20 protein-coding genes and 2 tRNA genes are annotated in these 22,243 nt (G+C 46.3%); 9 read left to right on the forward strand and 13 right to left on the reverse strand.

The genetic code is table 11. The features are described from left to right. Nucleotides 1–32: 32 nt before the first annotated feature. The 3 genes from fdhF to VOA_RS13130 form a co-directional block, all read right to left on the reverse strand. Nucleotides 33–4,223, reverse strand: a complete 4,191-nt coding sequence (gene fdhF / locus VOA_RS13140; RefSeq protein ID WP_000614663.1) for a formate dehydrogenase subunit alpha — start codon at nt 4,221–4,223, stop codon at nt 33–35. A 320-nt stretch (nt 4,224–4,543) separates the two neighbouring features. Continuing rightward, nucleotides 4,544–4,620: transfer RNA gene (locus tag VOA_RS13135), tRNA-Val, on the reverse strand. A 21-nt stretch (nt 4,621–4,641) separates the two neighbouring features. After that, a tRNA-Val gene (locus VOA_RS13130) sits at nt 4,642–4,718 on the reverse strand. A gap of 273 nt (nt 4,719–4,991) precedes the next feature. On the opposite strand from VOA_RS13130, the gene VOA_RS13125 reads away from it, so the two are divergent. After that, a complete protein-coding gene (locus VOA_RS13125) occupies nt 4,992–6,050 on the forward strand; it encodes a GGDEF domain-containing protein (protein ID WP_000340045.1) in 1,059 nt (352 codons plus the stop codon). Here the strand turns inward: VOA_RS13125 and VOA_RS13120 are convergent, their stop codons facing one another. From VOA_RS13120 to VOA_RS13100, 5 genes are all read right to left on the reverse strand, one after another. After that, nucleotides 6,051–6,731 carry a DUF2726 domain-containing protein gene (locus tag VOA_RS13120; RefSeq protein ID WP_000889648.1) on the reverse strand — a complete coding sequence of 227 codons (681 nt, stop codon included), beginning with the start codon at nt 6,729–6,731 and terminating at the stop codon, nt 6,051–6,053. A 242-nt stretch (nt 6,732–6,973) separates the two neighbouring features. Further along, entirely contained in the window at nt 6,974–7,951 is a 978-nt protein-coding gene (locus VOA_RS13115) for a chemotaxis protein (protein ID WP_001064343.1), read from the reverse strand. A 24-nt stretch (nt 7,952–7,975) separates the two neighbouring features. Beyond that, the gene (locus VOA_RS13110) at nt 7,976–8,755 is read right to left on the reverse strand and encodes a substrate-binding periplasmic protein (RefSeq protein WP_001198751.1); all 780 of its coding nucleotides are present in this window, start codon (nt 8,753–8,755) and stop codon (nt 7,976–7,978) included. Between the two features lie 65 nt (nt 8,756–8,820). Beyond that, on the reverse strand, nt 8,821–9,507 hold the full coding sequence (locus VOA_RS13105) for a response regulator (protein WP_000993912.1): 687 nt from the start codon (nt 9,505–9,507) through the stop codon (nt 8,821–8,823). Beyond that, nucleotides 9,507–11,123: a sensor histidine kinase gene (locus VOA_RS13100; RefSeq protein ID WP_000262318.1), complete on the reverse strand. Its 1,617-nt coding sequence runs from the start codon at nt 11,121–11,123 to the stop codon at nt 9,507–9,509. The genes VOA_RS13105 and VOA_RS13100 overlap by 1 nt, the downstream gene beginning before the upstream one ends. Before the next feature lie 327 nt (nt 11,124–11,450). On the opposite strand from VOA_RS13100, the gene VOA_RS0117430 reads away from it, so the two are divergent. The 5 genes from VOA_RS0117430 to VOA_RS13080 all read left to right on the forward strand — a co-directional run bounded on the left by VOA_RS0117430 (nt 11,451) and on the right by VOA_RS13080 (nt 16,593). Then, a complete protein-coding gene (locus VOA_RS0117430; RefSeq protein ID WP_001250485.1) occupies nt 11,451–11,684 on the forward strand; it encodes a hypothetical protein in 234 nt (77 codons plus the stop codon). A 189-nt stretch (nt 11,685–11,873) separates the two neighbouring features. Next, nucleotides 11,874–13,292, forward strand: a complete 1,419-nt coding sequence (locus VOA_RS13095; protein ID WP_000644932.1) for a TolC family protein — start codon at nt 11,874–11,876, stop codon at nt 13,290–13,292. A gap of 11 nt (nt 13,293–13,303) precedes the next feature. Beyond that, nucleotides 13,304–14,278: an HlyD family secretion protein gene (locus tag VOA_RS13090; RefSeq protein ID WP_000859635.1), complete on the forward strand. Its 975-nt coding sequence runs from the start codon at nt 13,304–13,306 to the stop codon at nt 14,276–14,278. A gap of 18 nt (nt 14,279–14,296) precedes the next feature. After that, nucleotides 14,297–15,448 carry an ABC transporter permease gene (locus VOA_RS13085; RefSeq protein WP_000679636.1) on the forward strand — a complete coding sequence of 384 codons (1,152 nt, stop codon included), beginning with the start codon at nt 14,297–14,299 and terminating at the stop codon, nt 15,446–15,448. Beyond that, nucleotides 15,445–16,593 (forward strand): ABC transporter permease, encoded by a 1,149-nt coding sequence (locus tag VOA_RS13080; RefSeq protein WP_000061018.1) that lies wholly within the window; start codon nt 15,445–15,447, stop codon nt 16,591–16,593. Before VOA_RS13085 ends, VOA_RS13080 begins: the two co-directional genes overlap by 4 nt. Before the next feature lie 3 nt (nt 16,594–16,596). Here the strand turns inward: VOA_RS13080 and VOA_RS13075 are convergent, their stop codons facing one another. After that, a complete protein-coding gene (locus tag VOA_RS13075) occupies nt 16,597–16,971 on the reverse strand; it encodes an ATP-binding protein (protein ID WP_001247356.1) in 375 nt (124 codons plus the stop codon). Between the two features lie 139 nt (nt 16,972–17,110). Here VOA_RS13075 and metA point away from each other — a divergent pair, with 139 nt between their 5' ends. Both metA and pilW read left to right on the forward strand, forming a co-directional pair. Continuing rightward, nucleotides 17,111–18,052 carry a homoserine O-acetyltransferase MetA gene (gene metA, locus VOA_RS13070; RefSeq protein ID WP_001122738.1) on the forward strand — a complete coding sequence of 314 codons (942 nt, stop codon included), beginning with the start codon at nt 17,111–17,113 and terminating at the stop codon, nt 18,050–18,052. Nucleotides 18,053–18,300: 248 nt separating this feature from the next. Further along, nucleotides 18,301–19,014, forward strand: coding sequence for a type IV pilus biogenesis/stability protein PilW (pilW, locus tag VOA_RS13065; protein WP_000831968.1), 714 nt, complete (start codon nt 18,301–18,303; stop codon nt 19,012–19,014). A 3-nt stretch (nt 19,015–19,017) separates the two neighbouring features. Here pilW and VOA_RS13060 read toward each other — a convergent pair whose 3' ends face one another. From VOA_RS13060 to VOA_RS13050, 3 genes are all read right to left on the reverse strand, one after another. After that, nucleotides 19,018–19,242 (reverse strand): hypothetical protein, encoded by a 225-nt coding sequence (locus VOA_RS13060; RefSeq protein WP_001217309.1) that lies wholly within the window; start codon nt 19,240–19,242, stop codon nt 19,018–19,020. Nucleotides 19,243–19,314: 72 nt separating this feature from the next. Then, complete coding sequence (rlmF, locus tag VOA_RS13055) at nt 19,315–20,400, reverse strand: 23S rRNA (adenine(1618)-N(6))-methyltransferase RlmF (protein ID WP_001095827.1); 1,086 nt, start codon at nt 20,398–20,400, stop codon at nt 19,315–19,317. Further along, nucleotides 20,397–20,903, reverse strand: a complete 507-nt coding sequence (locus VOA_RS13050; RefSeq protein WP_000553153.1) for a M48 metallopeptidase family protein — start codon at nt 20,901–20,903, stop codon at nt 20,397–20,399. The genes rlmF and VOA_RS13050 overlap by 4 nt, the downstream gene beginning before the upstream one ends. Before the next feature lie 173 nt (nt 20,904–21,076). Here VOA_RS13050 and VOA_RS13045 point away from each other — a divergent pair, with 173 nt between their 5' ends. Beyond that, nucleotides 21,077–21,310, forward strand: a complete 234-nt coding sequence (locus tag VOA_RS13045) for a glutaredoxin family protein (protein ID WP_000832721.1) — start codon at nt 21,077–21,079, stop codon at nt 21,308–21,310. 30 nt (nt 21,311–21,340) lie between these two features. On the opposite strand, the gene VOA_RS13040 is transcribed toward VOA_RS13045, so the two are convergent. Then, nucleotides 21,341–22,210 (reverse strand): LysR family transcriptional regulator, encoded by an 870-nt coding sequence (locus tag VOA_RS13040; protein WP_000453907.1) that lies wholly within the window; start codon nt 22,208–22,210, stop codon nt 21,341–21,343. Nucleotides 22,211–22,243: the final 33 nt, after the last annotated feature.

Below are 22,243 nucleotides of genomic sequence, written 5' to 3' on the forward strand. Positions count from 1 at the left end.
GCTTTTCTTATGCGCACAATATTGACCTTTAATTAGTGAGCATTAAGTCGTTCAACTCTGACCGCCGCAACTTTAAATTCAGGGATCTTCGCGTGTGGATCGGTTGCAGTGGTCGTCAAGCGATTAACTGGCGATTCCACAAAATGGAAAGGAATAAACACCACGCCTTGCTGCATTCGCTTCGTCACAAATGCAGCAATTTCAATCTCTCCGCGGCGAGTCGTCACTTTCAACATATCCCCATTACCAATGCCTAAGCTTTCCGCATCTTGTACACTGATCATCGCTCTTGGTCCTGCGAGATTATTCAGCCCCTGCGTTTTGCGCGTCATCGTTCCAGTGTGGAACTGCTCTAACACGCGGCCAGTCGTTAACACCAATGGATACTCATCATCCGGCAACTCGGCTGCATAACGAAACGGAATCCCCTCCATCTGCCCTTTCCCACGGGTAAACTGCATTTGGTGCATGATGCGTGTTCCAGCCGGATTGTGCTTATTGCTCGGCCACTGCACGCCTTCACGCGTGATGTTATCCCACTTCAAACCAGCGTATTGTGGCGTTACGCGAGCAATCTCATTGGTAATCTCAGCCACTTGTTGATAGTGCCAATCACCGCCCATTGCATTGGCAATTTGCTGGATGATCCACCAATCCTCTTTGGCATCACCTGGGGGCTGAACCGCCGCGTTGATGCGCTGTACACGCCGCTCCGTATTCGTGAAATGCCCCGTTTTTTCTGCAAACGAGCAAGAAGGCAAAACCACATCGGCATATTGCGCGGTTTCGGTGAGGAAAATATCCTGCACCACGAGAAAATCTAGGGCTTGTAGCCCTTCAATCACATGGGCTTGGTTAGGATCACTCAGAACTGGATTTTCCCCCATCACATACAAGGCTTTCACTTCTCGACGACAAGCCGCATCAATAATTTCAGTCAGCGTTAACCCCGGCTCGGTTGGCAAATTTGGCGCTTGCCATTCACGAGCAAATTTTTCTCTCACCAATGGATTGTAGACTTTCTGATAACCTGGGTAGTTATTGGGTAGTGCGCCCATATCACACGCGCCCTGCACATTCGACTGTCCACGTAGAGGGTTAATGCCACCGCCTTCCATACCAATGTTGCCACACAGCAACTGTAGGTTAGCAATTGAACGTACATTATCATGACCAGTGGTGTGCTGGGTGATCCCCATTGAGTAATACACTGCAGTACGTTTAGCCGTACCGATCATACGCGCCATCGCGAAAATATCTTCCGCTTTTACTCCCGTGACCATTGCCACTTTGTCCAACGCATAAGCCGGTGACATCACTTCTTGCAACATGGTGTCAAAACCATCCACCCGCTCTTCGATGTACTCTTGGTCGTACCAACCATTTTTGATGATCAGTTGCATCACACCATTGATCAACATGACATCTGTACCAGGACGATGCGCCAGATACAGCGCCGCATAGTCAGCCATTGCGATCCGTTTAGGGTCAGCGACTATCAAACGCGCCCCGTGATGACGAACCGCTTGTTTAATATGAGAAGCAATCACCGGATGCGCGGCAGAAGTATCAGAACCTATGATGAAAATGACATCTGAGTGCTTAATACTCGGAATGTCATTGGTCATAGCGCCACTGCCCAGTGAGGCTTCTAACCCCGTGACCGTGGAGGCGTGGCACAACCGAGCACAGTGATCAACGTTGTTACTGCCCAGTTCACGACGAATGAATTTCTGGAAGGCATAGTTATCTTCGTTAGTGGTTTTCGCGGAAGAAAATCCCGCTAACGCTCGGCTACCGAAATCTTGCTTAATCGCTGTGAATTTTTGCGCAATCAACTGAATAGCATCATCCCAAGATGCCGGTTGTAACCAACCATCTTTACGGATAAGTGGCGTAGTAAGCCGCTCATCGCTGGCAATAAAGTCAAAGCCATAGCGCCCTTTCACGCACAACATTCCCTCATTAACTGGAGATTGCCCACCCTCCACATAGCGAATTCGGTTGGCAGCTTCATCCACATGCAACACCAACTTACAACCCACACCACAGTAGGTACAGATCGTCTCCACCTTGGTCAATGGTGTATCTCGACCTTGTGACTTATCACGAGCGTCGGTCATCGCTCCTACAGGACAAGCCTGCACACAAGCTCCACATTGCACGCAACGAGAATCGCCCATACTGACCCCTTGCCCACCAAAATTTGGACGACAATCTGGGCGTACCACGGGGCGGCCTTTTTCGGTCTGCATGAAGCTCAATACCCCTTGCACCGACTGCTCACGACACGCCTGAATACACTGGCCACAGCTGATGCAGCGGTTGGCATCAAACACAATAAATTCCCCACTGCGATCGACCTGATATTTGTGCCGCGGATCTTGCTGACGTCGCTGTTGCCAATCTTCGTGACTTGATACCTCTAGCGAATAGGTAAAGTGCTGCTCAGCTTGGTATTCGGTCGCGTAATCACGTAAATCACAGTCGGTATTCGCCTGACAACCACACTCTAAACAGCGCGCCGCTTCTGCCATCGCATCCGTGTTGTTAAAACCTACCTCCACTTCCGCAAAACTTTGCTCGCGCTGCTGAGCCGTGAGTTCCGGCATAATGGTACGTGCGATCTGCTGTAAATGCGCAAAATGCAGTGGATCCACTTGCTTGAGTTGCTGCTCTTTGCGCGAATTGAATTGCTTAAGTGGCATCGACGCCATATCACCATGTAAAAAACGATCGATCGCTTGCGCGACTCGCCGCCCATCCGCGACTGCCTCAACCGCTGTGGCTGGGCCACGCCGAAAATCGCCGATGCTGAAAATGTTACCGCATCCGGTATGCAACGTTTCTGGATGTACATCAGCGGTGTTCCAACGGGTCAAAGGAATTGTGACATTGTCACCCTCTAGAAAGCTCAAATCCGCTTGTTGCGAAACAGCGGCGATCACTGTATCAAACGCTTCCGTAAAATATTCGCCCGTGGGCTCAGGTCGGCGCCGACCAGAAGAGTCCGCCGCACCCAATGCCATTTTTTCAAGCGTAACCGAACAGACTCGCCCCTGCTCATCCGCCAGATTCTCAACCGGATTGGTCAAGAAGTGAAACTTCACACCTTCGTGTTCTGCTTCTTCAATTTCGTAATCTTCTGCCGGCATTTCATCACGAGTTCGGCGATAAATCAGTGTTGTGTCAGCTCCAGCTCTGACTGCCGTTCGAGCACAGTCGATCGCGGTATTACCACCACCAATCACGGCGACTTTCTTGCCAGTAACGCAGCTTTGCTCAGTCACAAAATCTTTTAAGTAATCCACCCCCAAATAGCAGCCTTGCAAATCGCTACCCAGATAATTCATCTCAACCGCTTTTGAAGCCCCTACCGCAAGACACACGGCAGCGTACTCTTGGCTAAGATTAGATAAACGTATCTTTTGCCCTAACTTATGATCGGTATGGATCTGCATTCCATTACGACACATCAGCTCAATTTCTTTATCGAGGATCGACTTAGGTAAACGGTATTCAGGAATGCCATAGCGCAGCCAACCCCCCGCTTTGGGCATCGCCTCAAACACATCCACATGATAGCCTTCATTGGAGAGGTAATAACCCGCCGTTAAGCCGCCCGGCCCACTTCCTACCACAGCAATGCGTTGACCTTTATCGGGTTTCTTTGGCGGAACATACTCTTCCTGAGCGGCTAAATCGGCATCCGCAGCGTGGCGTTTTAATTGGCGAATCGCAATAGGATCATCCACCAACGCCCGTCGACACTCACTTTCACAAAAAGCGGGGCAAACTCGACCAATCGACAGTGGCATAGGTAAGGTACGTTTGATCACCTCAATCGCTTTTTGATGATCATTCTGAGCGATGTGATACAGATAAGATTGAATATCAACGCCTGCTGGGCAAGCAGTCTTGCACGGGGCTTCACAATCAGCGTAGTGATCCGCCATGATGTTGTTCAATGCTTTACGGCGATGCTCGGCTAAGGCATCCGAGTGAGTGTTTACAGTTAGCCCATTGTAAACTTCTAACTCACAAGCACGGCGAACCCCACCACTTTCCACTTCAACCACACACAGATCACAGGCAATTTTCTCACCCGAGCGGTTCATTCCGCACAGTGATGGAATCTCTTCTCCACACACTTTGGCGGCTTGCAGCAAGGTTTGCCCTGCTTCAACAATTCGGTATTTGCCGTTTATGATGATTTGAATCATGCATCCCCCGTCATATCACAACTTCAACGACTCTTTGGCAACGTAATAGCTGCCTATCGCAAATCTTTTGATTATTCTTTAACCCTATATAAATCAGGGAAATCTTCGTGTGACATCATACCCAATATCCAGACTCTTTGTATGGATTTGGTGGCTATTGTTTGATCTATCAGGGTAAAAACGGAGGTTTCTTGGGAAATTTTTGATAGTGGCATGAAATAAGGCGGCAGGAAGAAGAAGCCTAGAGGATGATAGGAAGAAAAATAAAATGTGAGCAAACAAAAAGCCCGCTACAGAAGCGGGCTTTTTGTTGAGAATTTTGGTGCGTCTAAGTGGACTCGAACCACCGACCCCCACCATGTCAAGGTGGTGCTCTAACCAACTGAGCTATAGACGCATACTGTTTTGCTGTTCCTCATGGTGCGTCCGAGTGGACTCGAACCACCGACCCCCACCATGTCAAGGTGGTGCTCTAACCAACTGAGCTACGGACGCATCGCTTGAGAACGAGGTGGATATTAACGGCAGTTTTTCTGGCGTGCAAGCCCAATTTCTTTGTTTTTGAATCGTTTGGCTTTTCCATCATCAGTTTGGTGTTTTTTTGTTCTCCAACCCCTCTTCTTTACTCACTGACTTGCAAATTTCTCTGCCGTTGAAAGAATTAGAGCGCCGTCTACTTTTGTGATTTGCATTCAAGATCAAAGTTGATCACCCCATTCAACTCTGTACTATAAACGCTTACGTTTAAGCCCCGGAGAGGGTGAGTGCATGGATGCTAGGCTATTTGACAACACACACACGCTGCGCGCTTCGGTGCTTTGTGGCCTGAGCTTCTTTTGGGCAATCATTGCCAGTTTAATGGCTCTGATCAATTTTTTGTCACGAGTTCACCTTGAATTGGCATTGATTGAATTAGTCTGCGCTCTTTACTCGCTCTACATCCATACGCTCTCCAAACGACGAGCGCATACCGAAGGGCAAATTCATCTTTATCTATTTATTCTAACGGGAACAACACTACTTGCTACCTATCTAAAACCCCTTGGCATGGGCGTATATGTATGGAGCTGTTTCGTACCGATTCTGTTTTATATTTTCACCTCAGCGCGCTTTGCTTTCACCACTTCCGCTATTTTCCTCATTCTGCAAAGCGGTACTGTTTATTGGCAGTCACATGATGAACCGGTGATTTCGTGGTCAGTATTACTCCATCTATGTTTTGCTTATATTGGTATTTGGGTCGTTGCACATGTTTACGAAGATAATCGGCGTAAAATTGAAAACTCCCTACTCTATCTAGCTTCACGAGATCCATTAACCAATGCTCACAATAGGTTGTCACTCACCACTTCATTTGAACATTTTGAGAAGTTTAGTGATCAAACATCTCTGTGTTTGCTCGTGATCGATTTAGATTATTTCAAATCGATTAACGATCAATACGGCCACGATACGGGTGATAAGGTACTGATCGACACTACACGTTTGCTAACGCAAGTGGTTGGTGACAACAATCTTTACCGGATCGGAGGCGAAGAGTTTTGCGTAACCTTATTCGATCAATCCTTAACGCAAGCAGAGCGAGTTTGCGAACGATTAAGAGCCATCGTCAGCCAGCATTTATTCGCGTATGGGGATAAACGAATTCAACTCACAATCAGTATTGGGGTTTGTGAATATCAGTCAGGAGATCAACTCAATGATCTCCTGAAATTTGCTGATATTGAACTTTATAGAGCTAAAAAAGCAGGAAGAAACCAAGTTCGTTTATTCAGACATACACAAGATAAAAATGATGTCACCACGCAACAAACGGAAAACGCATAGCTAGTTGTTATCTGCATTCTCCTCTTCTTCAAATTCGTAAACCACATTATAGTTTTCAGTGTAAGAGCAATGCGGCTGTCTGCTGCAAGTGAAAAAACGGCGACCACGATACTCACCTTGCGTAGCGACCTTAATCACCATTGGGCTCCCACAACGTTTACAGAATCTCACTTCTTGCTCTGCTTGAATTAAATCAATATGAGCCGCCAATAGTCGTCTAAGTTTACCGACTTGGTAACTCATTCTGATATTGGTTCCTATCAGTGGAATATTGGCTGATTTACACACATGAAGCAGTAGTTTTTCACGCTCTACTTTGCCTTTTTGCAGCTCTCTACCATCATCCAACTCAATAACAGCTCTCGGCTCAAGTGTTCTGGCATCACAAACCAAAAAATCAAAATAGCTTTTCGAGATCTTGTTATAAGCAATGAACCAGTGTTTTTTGTTCGCCACTTTGCTCGGAGTGATCACGTTCGTCATATTCACTTTCGCCAATACGACTCCATGATCCCCTACTGCGCTCACTAACGCATTGTAAAAAGCGCTCTCTTTCATATCCAGCAGCGGGCCTTTCTTTTTATAGGCGTACTCTTTGGTATCGTCGTGACGAATCACATACTTCTGAATAACAAAGAAAAATAGCACTAACAGTATGACGACAATAAAGATTTCAAGCATAAGCTATGAACCACACAAAAGAAGAGGTGCCAAAACCTTATAGGTGCCCGCAAATTACTGCAGGTCGAGCAACCCTAAAGGTCGATATTAACGATGATTTATCATTGATAACTGATGTTTTACCGAAAGGCCAGTTTGACTTGATGATTTTGTGCGGAAAATAAAGGAGTTACCCCAGAGTAGAGCACATTTTAGCGGTGCAAATACTCAATTTGATAAAAGTGGAGCTAAGCTCCACTTTCTTAAAGATTCAGAACATATTTATCCATCATAGACACCATTCTGCCGATCTCAGGCTTAGTGATCGTGTCATTAGCCCCCAAAGCTAATGCTTTGGCTCGGTTATCTTCACTCATCAAAGAAGAGAACATAACAATTGGCATTTCCTTGTATGCTTCGTCATCGCGCAGTCGTTTTAGTAAGTGCATACCATCCATACGAGGCATTTCAACATCCGTTACCACAGCGTCAACAAGCTCACTTACTGGAATATTTTCGTCTTTCGCTGTTTGTTTTATTTCCATCAGTTTTTCGTACGCCTCACCGCCATCTTTACAAGCAATGATGTTATAACCGGCAGAGCTAAGCGTGTCTTGAATCAAACTACGGATAAAGGCTGAGTCATCCACAACCATAACGGTTTTCGCGTTACGTTTAGTGACCATACGCTGATTCAGGTCGACTTTTCTATCTACCGTCACATCGTATTTTTCCATGCTCAATTCAGGGTTGATGTCGGCAATAATCTTCTCAAAATCAAGGATCATGATCAGCTTGGTATCTTGGCGCACGACCGCAACCACACAGTCTTGCTCTCCCGCCTCAAGGAATTGACTTGGGGATTCCACATCATTCCAAGAGATACGGTGAATACGGCTGATACTGTCGATTAGAAAGCCGTTTGTCATCCGGTTGAAATCCGTCACTATCACATACTTCTTACTGATATCTGTTGACGTTGGAACACCCAACCACCCAGCTAGGTCAACCAATGGCGTTAAAATTTCCCGTGAAGAGAACACGCCAATCATATGCGGTTGTGCATTCGGGTAATCGGTGGTTTCCGGAACTCGGATAACTTCGCGAACTTTTGCAACGTTTATCCCGTAATAACAGGTTTTGGTTCGCCCGTTGGGCAGCACTTTTTCAAGATGAAATTCGATGATCTCTAACTCGTTAGTGCCGCTTTCAGTCAAAATTGTACTGCTTGGATTGTTCATAATCGTCACATCTTCTCGGGATGGTTATTGATATTTATTCAGTATGGCTTGGTAGCGATTTACTCCGTTTTCATCAACACTCGTTTTCACAAGTTCGATGCCTCTTTGTAAATCATCCAATACTGACTTATCTATATTTTTGTTAAATGCATAATACAGTGAACCTTGCATTAAAACGTACACAGTTTCAAATTCTTCGAGCGGAAAACGCTCTTGACTCATCAACCAAAGCGCAGTTCTCTCATCGTAAGCGAGTAAATCAATTCGCCGTTTTAACAATTGCTCCGCCAGACTTTTGAAGGTTGAACCTTCAACCATCGACTCCCTTGGTACACCAAACTGCAACAGTTGTTGCTCACCGATATCATCACGGATCACACCAACTCGATATTTGCCTATCTCTATTGGGTCGTTGACTTTGATATGGCTCGATTTACGTGCCAACACAACTACCTTTATATCGGCAATCGGTCCCACCCAGTTAAATAAATTTTCACGATGTGCCGTACGAGTCGTTGAAAAAAGGGCAGCATCGGGCTTTAACAGCGCGGAGCGATAAGAGCGCGGCCAAGGTTGCACCAAAATCTGCTCAGCGCTTAGATTTACATCCACGGCAGCAGCGGCTTGTTGCAGTAAATCCACAGCAATACCAGTGGGCTTACCATCTTGTGAAAAATTTAACGGAGGATAATTCTCCGTATAGTAGGTGAGCGACTCCAACCCTTGTTGGGCGTAAACGCTAGCCGTTAGATTTAATCCAAGAACAACACCGAGCACAGCTGTCAAACAAAAACGCCACTGCATCTGTCGACCCCATCACATTCGTGTAATCTGTTTAAACTTTAGATGCAGTTGTTCAATCCGTCTAATCAGGTTGGATAACGATGTACTTTGCGATAGGTCCGTTCAGGTCGCCCCACCGTACCATAACTGAGATCCGCCTCCAACTCCCCTGAGCTGATAAGATACTCAAGATAGCGCCGAGCTGTTGTGCGGCTTGCCCCAATTTTTTCACCAGCTTCATCAGCCGTCAGCATGCCAGAGGCTTGAAATAGCACGCGAATTTTATCCAATGTCAACGCATCAATCCCTTTCGGTAAACGCTGAGGCATCACCTCAACAGAATGCGGTGTAAGCATTTTATCCACTTTCTGCTGATCAAAATCCGCCAACTGTTTCAACTCAATTTGACGCATCTGATATTTTTTTAGTGCGGCTTCGAGTCGCGGAAATATCACAGGTTTGAGCAAATAATCCACCACACCACCACGCATCGCTTGCTGTAACGTGTCTACTTCACGAGCGGCTGTAATTAGGATGACATCACAATGTACATTGCGTCCTCGGATCCACTGCAAAAGCTCAAGCCCTGTGCCATCGGGTAAATACACATCCAATAACACTAAGTCAGGATTTAAAACATCAACCTGCAAGCGTGCATCAGCTTGTGAGGTGGCAATGCCCACAACATCAAAGCCTTCCAATTGGGTGAGATAACGATGATGAAGCTGCGCAATTGCTGCATCATCTTCAATGATCAGGATTCGAGCATTCATTACATTGCATCCTTGGGTAAATAAACCGTCATTCTGACGCCTTGCTCCTTACTGTGCATTTCCAGTTGTCCTTGATAACGATCGGCCAGTTGTTTGACTAAATAGAGCCCAACACCTCGATTTTGCTTGGCTTTGCTCGATACTCCTTTCTCGGTCAATTGCCAATGCTCCAAACCTTTAGGCAACCCGCAACCTTGGTCATCCACTTCTAATATGATTTCGTTTCCAAAATCACTGATCGATACTTCTACAATACGCTGTTCCTGTGGCACAACAGCAAGTGTCCTTATCGCACTCAGTGTCGCCTCAAATGCGTTATCGATCAGGTTACCTAAAATCGTTACCACATCTTCGGCATTAATATGTGGCGGTAGGCTCTCCAAACGTGCGCCATCTTCAACCAAGAGTTCTAAGCCCAGTTCTCGCGCCCGCTCCGTTTTACCCAACAGCATGCCTGCAATTAGGGGGTCTTTAATCCTTTCGCGTAGAAACTCAATCAGTGATTGATAGTGCTCCGTTTCTCGACCAATCAATTGTTGCACCGCATCCTGTTCCCCCATTTGCAACAACCCACTGATGGTATTTAATTTATTGCGGTGCTCATGAGTTTGCGAACGAAGCATTTCAGCATATTCACGCGTTTGGGCTAACTGTTCGGTCAGCTCATTAATTTCATCACGCAAACGAAAGCTGGATACCGCCCCAACCACTTTTCCCTCCACCACAATCGGGCTACGGTTGGCAATAATCCAATGTTTATTAAGGTAAAGCTCAATATCGTGATCAGTGCGTCCTGTCGCAAGCACAGTATAAAGATCGCTTTCTGGTAGTGTGGCCGTTAACTTTCGATTAAGCGCCTGCTCTCGGCTCAATCCTAATATTTCACAAGCACTTTTATTGATAGAACGTAGAATACCTTTGTCATCAATACTAATAATCCCCTCTTTGAGGGTACTCATTGTGACATCGAGTTCAACGTACAAACGCGCAATTTCTTCTGGCTCAAAGCCCAAAATCGCACGTTGGAAACGTCGAGATGCATAACTGGAAACCACCGCATTCGCGCCAACAACCATCAGTGCTGTAGCAATTAAATAAAGCAGAAATGGTTCAATTTTATCTTGTAAACGCTCAATCAAATAACCGACAGAAACCACGCCAATAATCTGACCACTGCGGTTAACCACAGCGGCTTTACCACGCACTGATTTACCTAAAGAACCTTGTGCAAAGGAGACATACGCTTCGCCATCGAGCAAGGCTCGATCATTGTCTCCTCCAACCATCGGCTTACCAATCCGCTCATCAAGCGGATGCACAAGTCGAATGCCTTTATTATCGCCAATGACAATAAAGGCGGCACCAATCAGATGTGTAAGCTCACGGTAAGATTGTTGCTGCATCATAGAAGCGTCACCAGCTTCAATCATTGCGACTACTGCGGGTGTTTGAGCAAGAAATGAAGCGACACCTAAGGCTTTTTGACCAACCTCTTGCTCTTGTGAATGCTTCACGTACATAAAGCCAGCCGCCACCAAAAGTAGCAACTCTATCAGCCCAGATAATGTCATGATGATTAGCATTCGCTTGCGGAAAGTAATACTGCTCCACACCATTTTTCACTCCTTGTTTGGCGAGTGAAAGCTAACACCAATTTAACATGGGTGCGAAACCTACAACCCATAAGTGTGAGGCTAGCACGAGATTCACTAAGTCAGATCGGATGGGGAGATCTCTAAAACCAAACAAACAAAACTGATTGCATATCAGATTTATGGCACAAGTCACAACATTTGTCTCTTTCGCCACCACATATAAAAAGATACAGGACTATAATTAACGCGCAGTGAGCATAAACATAGTTGGGATGCAATCAGGCATAAAAAACAAAATAGCAATTGCAGCCAAGTTCACTCAAACATTACGTCAGAAGGAATAGGAACATGAGAAGAGATGCTTTTGGAATTTGCCTTTCCAAAGACATGCTTTGCGACCATTTGCACTCGACTTTCACTCACGTCAGGGCTTATGAAGTAGAACCCGAGACACATGATGAATTGCGCGTGCTGTTTGCATTTCCTCAAATGTCAGGCAAAGACGTACTTACAACGATGCAGGGAACCAAAAAGCTTGTTTGGAGAGCCGATTACCACTGTCCCTCTTACCCGCATTGTTAAACGTCCTGAGATTACTCGGTTGCAAATCGATTCAACACCCAAACCCTGTTTGGGTGTTGTTGTTTATTGACCATAAGTCGGACTTGCAAGGCGAAGTCAGTTTTTTATACTGCATCCACTCACTCTTTGTTTGACTTCATCACTCAAAAAATAGAGCATTAGCTCTAAAATCACTCTATCGAGCCCAAAATGAAAGCGAAACTTCTCTCTCTGGTGGTCTGCTCAATACTCTCCATGCCGACTGCCCACGCAGCCCCTATCTCCTTCCAAGACGCTTGGGAGATGTTACAACAACAGAATAATTCGCTGGCAGCGCAAAGAGCGAATGTTGAACGCTATTCCCATTTAAAAGACGCCACACAAAACCTGAACTTACCTTCGGTCAGCGTAGGTGCGAATTTTACTCGACTTGATCAAGATGTAACGCTGTCAGGAAAACAAATCTTTGATAGCACAGGTCAACCTCTGCCAGCTTTACCTCCGACACTCGCACCACTACTTGCAGGGTTAGGATCGATTCAATCCACCATCACTGAACGCGATATTTTCACATCCTCCATTCGTGCAATTTGGCCGATTTTTACTGGTGGGCGAATTACCGCAGCACAAGATGCCGCCGCAGGCAAAGAGGATGAAGCGCAAAGCCAACTGGCGATGGAAGTACAAGCGCGTTATGAAGATTTAGCCAAATATTACTTCAGTGTGGTGCTGGCGAAAGAAGTGCTCACAACCCGAATTGCTGTAGAAGAAGGGTTGACACAACATCGCGATCATGCGCTCAAGCTAGAGCAACAAGGGCAAATTGCACACGTTGAACGTCTGCAAGCCGATGCTTCACTGGATAAAGCCAAAGTCGAACGTAAGAAAGCACAAAAAACGTTAGACATAGCGCAAAGTGCGTTAACTCAAATTTTAGGCGCCACAGAAACTGTTGAACCCAGTGGAATGTTGTTTATCAATACCAGCTTACCGCCAATGCATGCCTTTATTGAGCAAACTCTAAACACTTACCCAGGTTTAAGTTTGCTCGATGCCAAAGAAAAACAAGCCAGTAGTCTAATTAAGGCCGAACAAGGGAAATACTATCCGGATGTGTACCTTTATGGTGATTACAGTTTGCATGAAGATGACTCACTCGCCAGTCAAATGAAACCCGACTGGCTCGTTGGTGTTGGGGTAAGCATTCCGTTAATCGAAAACAGTGGGCGTAGCGAGCAAGTGAAAGCCGCAAATAGCGCCGTCAATCAAGTGCGTTATTTGAAAGCTCAAGCTAAGCAAGATCTCAGCGTGCTGGTCGAAAAAACCTATCTGGAAGCCGAACAAGCGTTAGAAGAAGTCACAGGGCTGAATTCCAGTCTGAATCTGGCACAAGAGAACCTGCGTTTACGCCAAAAAGCGTTCAGCCAAGGTTTATCCACCTCTGTTGATGTAGTGGATGCCGAACTCTATCTGGCGAGCATTCGCACTCAGCAATCATTGGCTAGCTTTAATTATCTTATTTCACTGAATAAATTACTGGCGCTGTCGAGCGAGATGAACAGTTTCTCCACTTATCATCAATCGGCAGTCTCTCTCTCTTCACTACACAAAAATACAGCTGCCAAGTAAAAGGAATCGCAATGAAAACAGTAAAAACCACCTTAATGACCCTCACTGCTGTTGCCGTTGTCGGTTGGATTGGTTATCGCTTTTATCAAGCGTATCAGCCCGTTCCTGTTACGTTGCAAGGCCAAATCGAATCGCAACAATACAGCATTTCCTCCAAAGTACCGGGGCGTATTGATCAGGTTTTGGTACGCAAGGGCGATCAAGTTGAAAAAGGCCAACTGATTTTTACCCTGCTCAGCCCTGAAATTGATGCCAAATTAGAGCAAGCGATCGCTGGTCAAAAAGCCGCCGGCGCACTGGCTCAAGAAGCAGAAAACGGCGCGCGTGAACAGCAAATTCAGGCCGCTAAAGATCAGTGGCTTAAAGCTCAAGCCGCAGCGGATCTCGCCGAAAAAACCTATCTTCGCGTGAATAACCTTTATGACGATGGCGTAATGCCTGAACAAAAACGCGACGAAGCGAAAACTCAGTGGCAAGCCGCCAAATACACCGAAAGTGCCGCACTACAAATGTATGAACTCGCGAAAGCTGGCGCACGTGAAGAAACCAAGCAAGCTGCGCTCGAAAAAGCGCGTATGGCGGCAGGCGCGGTCGCGGAAGTCGAGGCGTATGCCGCAGATACTAAGATTCAGAGTTGGTTTGATGGTGAAGTATCACAAGTGTTAATGCACAGTGGCGAACTGGCCCCTCAAGGCTTTCCTGTCGTCACCGTAGTGGATACCCAAGATTCTTGGGCGGTGTTCAATGTTCGTGAGGATCTGCTTAAACACTTCACTCAAGGTACGCAGTTTGAAGCGTACTTACCCGCTCTGGATAAAAACGTGGCGTTTAAAGTCACTCATGTTGCGGTGATGGGCGACTTTGCCACATGGCGCTCAACAGATGCAACCCAAGGTTTCGATCTGCGAACTTTTGAGGTAGAAGCCCGTCCTGTCACACCCACTGAGGGACTACGCATGGGTATGAGCGTTGTGGTTAAGCTGTAAGTTGTGATTAAACTTAAGATGAAACACGCCATCCCTGCTCAATGGACGTTACTGCGTCACGATCAATGGTTACTCTCATGCTTAACTTGGGTGCCGCTACTCCTTGCGGCTTCCATCTGGTGGATTTTTTCACAAGGTATCGCACGGGATCTACCCTTCGGTGTAGTCGACCTTTCCCACAGCCAACTTTCTCGGCAACTGATCCGAGAAGTGGATGCCACCTCAACTCTGCAAGTCAGTGAGCATTATGCGAGTGTAGATGACGCGAGCCAAGCGATGCGTAGTAATCAGATTTATGGCTTTATGGTGATCCCCACCCAGTTCGATAAAGCGATCTATCGCCAAGAGCAGCCGCAAGTGACGACCTTTTACAACAGCCAGATGATTCTGGTTGGCAAGCTGGTGAACTCTGCCGTTGTGCAAGCACAAGGAACGTTTAATGCACAGGTTGATGTGGTGAAGAATCTCGCCACTAAAAGTCATACCACGACGCTGGCCGCAATGGGGCGCTCAGTTCCCGTGCGAACCCAAATTACGCCTCTTTTTAATCCAAATACCAACTACGCACAATTTCTGGTCTCGGCCATTGTTCCTGCTTTATGGCAAATCACGATTGTCGTCAGCACTATTTTGATTCTGGCGGCCAACTATCGTCATTATGGCTTGAAAACATGGCTAGCCGATGCACCGCTGCGACATTTAACTCGCACCCTATTCCCTTATCTACCGATTTTTATGCTGCAAGGGCTCGGCTTTTTAATTTGGTTTTATGATGTGCTGCGTTGGCCGATGTTTGGGCATTTTTCAGTATTATTGTTTGCACAAGCCATTACGGTTATCGCTTGCGTGATCATGGGGGCTTTTTTCTACTTCCTCACGCTCGATCCCGCTCGTGCAATGAGCTTTGCCGGTGCATTCACCGCACCCAGTTTTGCGTTTATGGGCATCACTTTTCCAGCCAGTGACATGAATTCCCTCGCACAAGCATGGCGTAGCCTATTGCCCATCAGCCATTACATTGAAGTGCAAGTCAACCAAGTTAGCTATGGTCTGGAGGCTTTCACCTCTCTACAGCCTTTAGCGGCCATGGTGGGCTACCTACTGCCTCTTGGTTTAGTGCTGATCTTGATCCGCAAACATTTATCTCGTGAAGCCGGAGAAGCCGTATGAGTCTGTGGCAACTGTTCAAAGCAGAATTAAAAGCGCTCATCACCAACCCCGTTGTCGTATTGACGATCTTCGGCGGCGTAGTATTTTATTCTTTCCTCTACCCACTTCCTTACGCCAAGCAGATCCCGCGCGAGCAGACCGTGTCGGTGGTCAATCTCGATCAGAGTCAAGCCAGTTATCAATTAGAGCGAATGGTAGACGCCACACCGCAAGTCAGAATTGCTCGGCGAGACCATACGATTGCCGATGCCAAGCAGGCATTTTTAGAGAAGAAAGTTGCAGGCATCTTAGTGATTCCTGAACATTTCTACAAAGATTTGCTACTGGGTAAAAGCCCAACTCTTGCTTATGCAGGCGATGCTTCTTATTTTCTGGTTTATGGGACGATTGTTGAAGGCTTAGCCCAAGCAGGCGGCACACTCGCTGCGCAAACAAAAGTAAGCCGGTTAGTGATCGAAGGTGAGCCGATGGCGTTTGCGGCGCAGCATTTTTCGCCGACCAGTACCAATCTCAAGCCCACATTTAACCCACGTATGGGGTATGTGGATTACGTCGTACCCGCCGTTTTTGTATTGATCCTGCAACAAACATTGATCATGGCAGCGGGTCTTATGGTCGGAACCCAAAAGCAAGGTCACGGCTATTGGAGCCGAGTTTCTCCCGCCAAACTGCTGTTGGTGCGCAGTCTCGTATTGGTTACGGTCTATTACTTCCTAAGCCTATATTATTTCGGCGCCAGTTTTGATCTGCATGGCGTGAATACATTAGCAAAACCAAGTGATCTACTCAGTCTGCTCCTGCCGTTTTTATTAGCCTGCAATTTTGTCGGTATCGCATTGGGGGCAGTGACTCCGAGACGCGAACTGGTCACTTTGGTGGTGTTAATTAGCTCGATGCCACTGATTTTTACCGCTGGATTTATTTGGCCGGTGGAAATGATCCCTGCGCCTTTAGTCTGGCTTGCGCAGTGCTTCCCAAGCACACCGGGGATCCAAGGCTTCCTAGGTCTAAACCAAATGGCGGCCAGTTGGTCAACCATCGCACCGAAATGGACGCTACTTTGGGCACAAGCTTTGGTATGGGGTGGTTTGGCATATTATTTTTTACGCCGAGATCTCAAACGCACAGCGAAACATCCACAGTAATCTCTACTCTTGCCACTGTTGACGCATACGTTCAACAGTGGCTTCATCCACCCCATGCACGTTTTGATAGCGTCCCCGACACACAAGGATCGTCAGCTTAGCTCGATATTTTCGGGCAAGTTTCCGATACACCGCCATCTCCCAATGCCGCACAAAAGTGTTGGATACCACCACATTTTTGCCCTGCTGCAAGCCATACTCCGTCTGCTGTTGACACCATTGATGCGCTTGGGCTATCAGCTCAGGATGAAAATGGTACTCTCCCTGTTCATTCACAAAATACATATCCGCTTCCAGATGCACAGCTGGTAACGTTTTGGCTAAAGTCGATTTGCCAGAACCGGGTAAACCGCGAATAAGGGTTAAATGGGGGCGCATAATAAGATCACAGTGGGAAAATGAACTGAGTGATACTAACTTAGATTAAGGATGCATGCATTTTGCTATCGACAATAATTTTCGGTTGAGTTATAAGTCTAGATGTTTAGACGTCCATATCGAGCTTAGGGAGAAAGCTGTGCCGATTAGAATCCCCGACCAATTACCCGCGAGTGATGTGCTACGTAACGAAAACATCTTCGTTATGTCGGAATCGCGTGCTTCGACGCAGGAGATACGCCCACTCAAGGTGTTACTTTTAAACTTAATGCCAAAAAAAATTGAGACGGAAACTCAATTTTTACGCCTACTCTCCAATTCCCCCTTACAGGTGGATATTGAGCTGCTGCGCATCGATGATCGCCCAAGCAAAAACACCCCAGAAGAACATCTCAACACTTTTTATCGCCAATTTGAGCTGGTCAAAAACCGCAATTTCGATGGGTTAATCATCACGGGCGCACCGCTGGGCTTAGTGCAATTTGAAGATGTCGCGTATTGGGAACATTTACAAAACATCATGAGTTGGGCGAAAGCGCATGTGACTTCCACTCTTTACATCTGTTGGGCAGCGCAAGCAGGGCTAAAACTGCTGTACAACTTGCCTAAACGCACTCGTGAAGAGAAATTATCCGGCGTGTATTACCATGATATTCACAAACCTTTTCATCCATTACTTCGCGGTTTTGATGATCGCTTCCTCGCACCACACTCTCGCTACGCTGACTTTGACGCTGAGTATCTGGCAGAGCACACCGACCTCGATATTCTTGCGACCTCTGATATGGCAGGTGTTTATCTTGCCGCCACTAAAGATAAACGCAACGTGTTTGTTACCGGACATCCTGAATACGATGCCTTTACCTTACATAGCGAATATGTACGCGATTTAGGTGAAGGGCTAAGCCCTGCAATTCCAGTAAACTATTACCCCAATGACAACCCAGATAATAAGCCTTGTGCCAGTTGGCGTAGCCATGGACACCTACTATTTTCTAACTGGCTTAACTACTGTGTTTATCAACAAACACCGTATGATTTAGAAAAGTTCAGCGAAGCAAACTTCACCAAAGATGAATAACCTCTCTTGGCCGCTCTGTGCGGCCTTTTCATTCCCTTCCAATTTGTCTTCCAAGCCACAGAGTACGAGCCTATCCATTCTCAAACCACTTAGCGTTATTAATAACCGTGATCGAACGTAGCCAACTCCGCGGCCGCTTCAGATCATCTGATAAAGATAGATTTGCCAACTGACTCGCAGACTTCATCCTCACAGCTCGGCCTTCAGACTGAATTGCCTATCATTGGGAACTTTGACTGGAGGTATGTATGAAAAGAGTGTTTGCATTAGGAATTGGACTTGCCCTAAGTGGCTGTGTCACCGTAACAGAGACGTCAGAAGTTGCAGCACAAAGTGACCCTACTGAGATGGCTGAAGCTCGCATCGCTCTCGGTCTTGGCTATTTGGCTAATGGCAGTATGATCAAAGCTCGCGAAAACCTAGAAAAAGCGCTGCAACATGCACCGGATTACTATCGCTCGCAACTCTCTATGGCTCACTATTTTGAAGCGGTCGGTGAAAATGATTCAGCTCGAAAAATGTATCGTTCAGCATTAAATCAAAACCCCAAAAACGGCAATGTACTGAATAACTTTGGCACCTTTTTGTGTAAACAGGGAGAATACGACACGGCCGATGAATACTTTCGCCGTGCGGTTGAGCAACCCTATTACTACTTGATTTCAGCGAGTTATGAAAACGCTGGATTGTGTGCGTTGAAAGCGGGTAAAAATGACAACGCACGTGAATATTTCAAGCGTGCGGTGGATCATGATCCCACTCGGCTGCTGTCCATTTTACAACTCACCAAAATGGAGATTGATGCGGGAGATTACACTCAAGCACGACTGCGTTTAATGAATCTAAACCAGCGCTACGGCTACCAAAAGGCATCACTCAAACTATTGATAGATCTTGAAAAGCGCGCAGGAAACCCCGCTTTGGAGCAAAAATATCAAGCGTTACTTGCAACACTTTCATAACACTTATTTGATATTGGTCGGGCGGCCACTCCCTTTGCGATCTCGATAGTGAATACGGCGCAAACGGCGAACCTTTTTGGCGCGCTGAATTTTTTGGTATTCGCGGTAAATAACCCGAATAAAGAAACCAAGCCCAATCAACAGCAAAAGCGTAAAAATACTCATAAAAGGAACGCATAACCAGTGCGGTTGACAGGGGGCATAGAGTGGAACGTCTTCAATTCTCATCTTGCCCTCCTTTCGTTGAGTCTCAGATCACATGGGCTTCTTGTTTAAATCTAGTGCCTAAGTAAAAGATTATCACTTTGTCTGCCACCACAGCTTGCGCTGTTCTGCATTTTGAAAACTCCAAGCAATAAAACGGCTGATCTTCTGCCCTTGTGCCATCTCTATTACATGTATCGACTGAGCGCCCAATTTTTCGAGCTGTTTTTTCATGTCGCGCACATTGTCACCCTTAGAAATCAAAGTGCTAAACCACAGCACTTGCTCGGCAAACTGCTGGCTTTCTACCGCCATTTTACCGATAAAAGCCGCTTCTCCTCCTGGGCACCATAACTCGGCTTTCTGACCACCAAAATTTAGCCTTGGGTGGCTTGAGGTTGGCGTTGCTAAGCGACCTTTCTTGCGTTGATTTGCCTGTAAGTTGGTCAACTTTCGCTGGGTTCCTTGCTGAGCGTCAGCTAAGGATGCATGAAAAGGGGGATTGCAAGTCGTCAGCATATAACGCTCTCCCGCTCTAATAATGCCGTTAAAAATATGTTGGCTGTTCTTTTGTAGGCGGCATTCGATATGCCCTTGCAGCTTCGAGTTGCTTTGAACAATCAAACTCGCTTGTTGTATTGAGACAGGATCGACATCACTCCCAACCCATGACCATCCGTATTCCGTCACTCCAACAATCGGATAGATACAATTTGCGCCCACGCCAATATCCAGTGCTGTAACTTGAGAAGGGTTTAACTTGGGATTGTCTTTAAGCAGCAGATCGGCCACGCGATGAATGTAATCCGCACGACCCGGAATGGGCGGGCATAAAAAGCCCTCTGGAATATCCCAATAGGTGACACCGTAATGCAGAGCCAAAAGCGCTTTATTGAGTAACTTGACCGCGATCGGATCGGCAAAATTAATCGTCCATTGCCCTTTAGGATTTTTCATAACATGGGATTGCAACTCTGGCACGACCTTAATCAGTGCCGGAAAATCATACTGCCCACGATGACGATTGCGTGGATGTAACCCAGATTTAACGGCAGCGGCTTCCTCACCTTGTACTTTGTGGGTTGGCGGCTGCTTAGTTTGCTGTTTTTTCACAACTGGCTTATTGGCTTTCGGTTTTCGATTTGTTTTTTGCCCATGTTTTGGCTTAAGTGGAGTGTTCATGCTTTGCCTGCCTTGAGCTCTAGCACCATCATGTATAACCGTGCATCCAACTCGAGCTGGTGATAATTCGGTTCCATATGGCAACAGAGCTGATAAAACGCTTTGTTGTGTTCTTTCTCTTTTAAATGCGCCAGTTCATGCACCACTAACATGCGCAGTAGCGGCTCAGGTGCTTGTTTAAACACATTGGCAATTCGGATTTCATTTTTTGCTTTCAGTTTATTGCCATGCACCCGAGAAACGTAGCTGTGTAACCCCAGCGCATTATTAATGAGATGAATTTTTCCGTCATACACGACTTTACTCAGTGGAGCCGTTTTCTTCATATATTGGTTCTTTAAAGCCATGGTGAAGTCAAACAGCGCTTTTTCACTCTGGATATCGTGCCGCTCAGGATAACGCTGCTCAAACCAAGGTATCAGCTTGTCATTTGCGATCAGTTGAGCAACTTGTTCAACAATGTGTTGGGGATATCCCTGAATGTACTTCAGTGCAGGGTGCATACTCATTTCGCGTGCTCAGTTCGGGTTACAAAAAAGGTCGGCAAGTTTACTCAATTTCCACTCAAGAATCACCTACACCAATAAGTATCAGCGCTTCAAGTAGGAAGGGGATATTTGCATCTCCAGCCGACTCTCGTTACACTTTGCGCCCTTTTGATACATGAGAGATTCCAATGAAACGCGTGGTTTTGTACATAAAAGATAAATGCCCACATTGCAAAGACGCCCAGCGTTATCTGGACTCAAAAGGCATTAAGTACCGCTTATGCAACGCAAAAATGGAACGCGGCCGCAAAGAGCTTGATGCTCTCGGCGCTCGCAGTGTTCCGGTACTAAAAATTGGTGATCGTTTGATGATCGGCTGGAACCACACCAATTTTGAACGTATCTACAGCAGTAAAGATTAATAGCAGCAAAGATGAATGCTCTTCTTGGCTCTAAACGTACTTTTTCACAAATTCGATGAAAGTACGATCGGCATTGGACAGATAACCTTCTTTACGCCAAGCTAATGCGAGATCAAGCCACACCGGCGGTTCAAACGGAATCGCCTTCACTTCCGGTTCATTGCTGGTTACCAACTCCAACAGCGCGGTAATCGCATACTCATGTTTCACTATACTTAAAATCATAGCTAACAAATTGGTTTCAAAAGAAAAATCTGCTGTGAACTTATGTTCTCGGCACACTTTATCAATAAAGTCTCGGTGAAAATAGCCGAGTTTAAACATCACCAGCTCATGCTCAAAAAACTCGGCAAAAGTAAGGTGACGGCGTTCTGCTAGCTCATGATTTTTACCAACCACAGCAACCATTTGCGAAGAGAGCAACGGATCTGCTGCCAAATCGTCCGGCAGATCGTGATTCAAAATTACCCCAATATCCAACTCACCTGACAGCAGCATTTTACGGATCGATTGAGTACCCGCTTCAATCACCGTCATTTTCAGATTCGGAAAGTGGCTTTTAAACGCCATGATGATTTGCGGGAAAAAATAAGAGCCCATCATACTTGGCGCGCCAAGGCGTACCTCACCTTTCACGACGCCTTTAAGCTCATCGACCGCCAATTGAGCATCATTGACCTGTTGCAAAATGCGCTTGGCATGTTCAAGCAACACTTCACCTTCATGGGTCAACGCGACTTTTCTTTCATCTCTTTTGAATAAGGTAACACCGAGCTGCTGCTCAAATTTCTTAATCGAAATGCTCAGCGCCGGCTGCGCAATATGCAATTGCTGCGCGGCTAAGGTGAAGCTTTCCCATTCTGCTACGGTCACAAAATGGCGCAATTGTCGAACTTCCATCATATATTCCGCATATCACAACCATAACTTTAA

Source organism: Vibrio sp. RC586 (assembly GCF_000176715.1).
Taxonomy (GTDB): domain Bacteria; phylum Pseudomonadota; class Gammaproteobacteria; order Enterobacterales; family Vibrionaceae; genus Vibrio.

Coding starts and splice junctions, on each gene's coding strand:
- rlmF (WP_001095827.1), bottom strand. CDS start 20,400: ATGAACACTCCACTTAAGCCAAAACATGGGCAAAAAACAAATCGAAAA.
- VOA_RS13110 (WP_001198751.1), bottom strand. CDS start 8,755: ATGCAGTGGCGTTTTTGTTTGACAGCTGTGCTCGGTGTTGTTCTTGGA.
- VOA_RS13120 (WP_000889648.1), bottom strand. CDS start 6,731: ATGCTTGAAATCTTTATTGTCGTCATACTGTTAGTGCTATTTTTCTTT.
- VOA_RS13040 (WP_000453907.1), bottom strand. CDS start 22,210: ATGGAAGTTCGACAATTGCGCCATTTTGTGACCGTAGCAGAATGGGAA.
- VOA_RS13095 (WP_000644932.1), top strand. CDS start 11,874: ATGAAAGCGAAACTTCTCTCTCTGGTGGTCTGCTCAATACTCTCCATG.
- VOA_RS0117430 (WP_001250485.1), top strand. CDS start 11,451: ATGAGAAGAGATGCTTTTGGAATTTGCCTTTCCAAAGACATGCTTTGC.
- fdhF (WP_000614663.1), bottom strand. CDS start 4,223: ATGATTCAAATCATCATAAACGGCAAATACCGAATTGTTGAAGCAGGG.
- VOA_RS13060 (WP_001217309.1), bottom strand. CDS start 19,242: ATGAGAATTGAAGACGTTCCACTCTATGCCCCCTGTCAACCGCACTGG.
- VOA_RS13045 (WP_000832721.1), top strand. CDS start 21,077: ATGAAACGCGTGGTTTTGTACATAAAAGATAAATGCCCACATTGCAAA.
- VOA_RS13085 (WP_000679636.1), top strand. CDS start 14,297: ATGAAACACGCCATCCCTGCTCAATGGACGTTACTGCGTCACGATCAA.
- VOA_RS13115 (WP_001064343.1), bottom strand. CDS start 7,951: ATGAACAATCCAAGCAGTACAATTTTGACTGAAAGCGGCACTAACGAG.
- VOA_RS13100 (WP_000262318.1), bottom strand. CDS start 11,123: ATGGTGTGGAGCAGTATTACTTTCCGCAAGCGAATGCTAATCATCATG.
- VOA_RS13080 (WP_000061018.1), top strand. CDS start 15,445: ATGAGTCTGTGGCAACTGTTCAAAGCAGAATTAAAAGCGCTCATCACC.
- VOA_RS13050 (WP_000553153.1), bottom strand. CDS start 20,903: ATGCACCCTGCACTGAAGTACATTCAGGGATATCCCCAACACATTGTT.
- VOA_RS13075 (WP_001247356.1), bottom strand. CDS start 16,971: ATGCGCCCCCATTTAACCCTTATTCGCGGTTTACCCGGTTCTGGCAAA.
- VOA_RS13125 (WP_000340045.1), top strand. CDS start 4,992: ATGGATGCTAGGCTATTTGACAACACACACACGCTGCGCGCTTCGGTG.
- VOA_RS13105 (WP_000993912.1), bottom strand. CDS start 9,507: ATGAATGCTCGAATCCTGATCATTGAAGATGATGCAGCAATTGCGCAG.
- pilW (WP_000831968.1), top strand. CDS start 18,301: ATGAAAAGAGTGTTTGCATTAGGAATTGGACTTGCCCTAAGTGGCTGT.
- VOA_RS13090 (WP_000859635.1), top strand. CDS start 13,304: ATGAAAACAGTAAAAACCACCTTAATGACCCTCACTGCTGTTGCCGTT.